The following is a 2,128-nucleotide window of genomic DNA, read 5'->3' as shown; positions in this document are numbered from 1 at the left end:
TGGCGATGATGGTGGGGACGAACACGCGCGAGATCCGGTCCACCAGCCGCTCGACCGGGGCCTTGCCGGACTGCGCGTCCTTGACCAGCTTGCCCATCTGGGCGAGCGTGGTCTCGCTCCCCACGCGCGTCGCCTCCACCACGATGCGCCCGGACGTGTTGAGCGTCGCGCCCGTCACGCTGGCGCCCTCGTCCACTTCGACGGGGACGGATTCACCGGTGAGCATGGAGGCGTCGATAGCCGAATGCCCCGACACCACGCGCCCATCGGTAGCAATCTTCTCACCGGGGCGCACGACAAAACGGTCGCCGACCTGGACTTCCGCGATCGGGACGCGGACTTCCTTGTCGCCGCGCAGCACGCTCGCGTCCTTCGCGCCCATGCTCAGCAGCTCACGCAGCGCGGCGGAGCTTTGCCCCTTCGCGCGCGTTTCAAACCACCTGCCGAGCAGCAGGAACGTAATCACGACGCAGACGGATTCGAGGTAGATCTCGTGCGGACCGCGCTCCGCAAACAGCGCCACGATGGACCACACGTACGCCGCGGTCGTGCCCAGCGTAATGAGGGTGTCCATAGTGGTCGCGCCGTGGCGCAGGTTGATCAGCGCCGCGCGGTGGAACACGCTGCCGGCGGAGAAATACACCAGCGTTGTCGCGGCGAACGCGGCCCATTGCCAGTTTGGAAACTGCAGGCCGTGCACCATCGACACCAGCATGACCGGCACCGTCACCAGCGCCGCCCAGATCGTCGTTCGCTTGAGTCGCTCGGCCTCGTCGTCGCGGGCGTCGCTCACCGAGCTTATCGACGCCCCCTCCTCCCCGCCTTCCGCATCCCCCATCACGAAGGCGTCGTAGCCGGCGGTGCGGACGACGTCGATAAGCTGCTCCGGCGTCGTGTTGGCCTCGTCGAAATCGACGGTCGCCGTCTCCGTGGAGTAGTTGACGGCGGCGGTGACCCCGTCGAGCTTGTTCAGCTTGCGCTGGACGCGCGATGAGCACGACGTACATGTCATGCCGGTGACGCCCAGCTCGATATGGCTGGTCATGACGCTACCTCAGGGTGTAGCCGGCCTCGGCGACGGCCTTGGCCACGTCCTCGGCGGAGAAGCCTTCGCCGGACACGGAGACGGCGCCGGTGGTGTGATCGGCCTTGACGTCGGTGACGCCCGGGATCTCGCTAATCTCCTCCTGCACACTGAGCTCGCAGTGGCCGCAAGTCATGCCTTCAACAGTGAATTCGCGGGTTGCCATGATGCTGTCCTTTCGGTTGGCGGTTCACGTACACCCGCGACTATACCCCTAGGGGGTATCTGGCGAAAGGATGGTGAAGCCGGCGTGCTCCGCCGCAGCCACGATGTCGGCGTCGGTGAAGTTTTCGCCCGAGACCGTCATGCGGCCCTCGTTCGGCTCCACGGTGACGTCGAAAGTGCCCTCGACCAGGCGTACTTCGTCGATCAACGAATCAACTGCGACCTCACTGGACTGGCCTGAAATGTTGTAGTTCTTCGTCATGATTTCCGCCCCTACCGGCTCGGCTGAGACTGCAAAGGAATGCAGTCGCGCTTGTTACTGTTGCACCGAGGGTAACGTTAACAAACCCCTGTAAAGGAGTATGCAATGAGCACTATCGATGTGACGAAAGAGAACTTCGACGAACTCATCCAGAAAGACGGCATCGTCTTTGTCGACGCTTGGGCGGAATGGTGCGGTCCGTGCAAGGCCTTCGCGCCGACCTTTGCTAAAGCATCGGAAGAGCACCCCGACGTCACCTTTGCCAAGCTGGACACCGAGGCAGAGGAAGAGCTTGCTGGCAAGCTCGGCGTGACCGGTATTCCAAACATCATTGTCTTCCGTGACGGCATCCCCCTTTACCAGCAGGCCGGAAACATGCCGCCGGCGGACTTTGAGTCGCTCATCGGACAGGTCAAGGCATTGGACATGGAAGAGGTCCGCAAGCAGTACGAGAAGATGCTGGCCGAGCAGGGCAAGCAGGGCGAGTAGCCCGAAAACCTGCGTACACTGGGGCGGCGACCATTTTGCGACGACGGAAGGACACGACACATGGCAAACCCGTTCTCTAAGGGCTGGAAGTACCTGATGCAGTCGTTCGACACCAAGATCGACGAAAA

Annotated in this window: 4 protein-coding genes; 1 reads left to right on the top strand and 3 read right to left on the bottom strand. The window is 62.8% G+C overall.

Annotation, left to right across the window (positions count from 1 at the left end; translation table 11 throughout):
• From EAW56_RS11885 to EAW56_RS11875, 3 genes are all read right to left on the bottom strand, one after another.
• Window positions 1-1,045 (bottom strand): heavy metal translocating P-type ATPase (locus tag EAW56_RS11885; RefSeq protein WP_147453320.1); only part of this gene is annotated, 1,045 nt, incomplete at its 3' end.
• Window positions 1,046-1,049: 4 nt separating this feature from the next.
• Entirely contained in the window at window positions 1,050-1,250 is a 201-nt protein-coding gene (locus EAW56_RS11880; protein ID WP_095278328.1) for a heavy-metal-associated domain-containing protein, read from the bottom strand.
• 48 nt (window positions 1,251-1,298) lie between these two features.
• Entirely contained in the window at window positions 1,299-1,511 is a 213-nt protein-coding gene (locus tag EAW56_RS11875) for a transporter (protein ID WP_095278325.1), read from the bottom strand.
• Between the two features lie 105 nt (window positions 1,512-1,616).
• On the opposite strand from EAW56_RS11875, the gene EAW56_RS11870 reads away from it, so the two are divergent.
• A complete protein-coding gene (locus EAW56_RS11870) occupies window positions 1,617-2,000 on the top strand; it encodes a thioredoxin family protein (RefSeq protein WP_095278323.1) in 384 nt (127 codons plus the stop codon).
• Window positions 2,001-2,128: the final 128 nt, after the last annotated feature.

The organism is Corynebacterium gottingense (genome assembly GCF_003693265.1).
Lineage (GTDB): Bacteria > Actinomycetota > Actinomycetes > Mycobacteriales > Mycobacteriaceae > Corynebacterium > Corynebacterium gottingense.
This window is presented reverse-complemented; position numbering and strand designations above follow the sequence as displayed.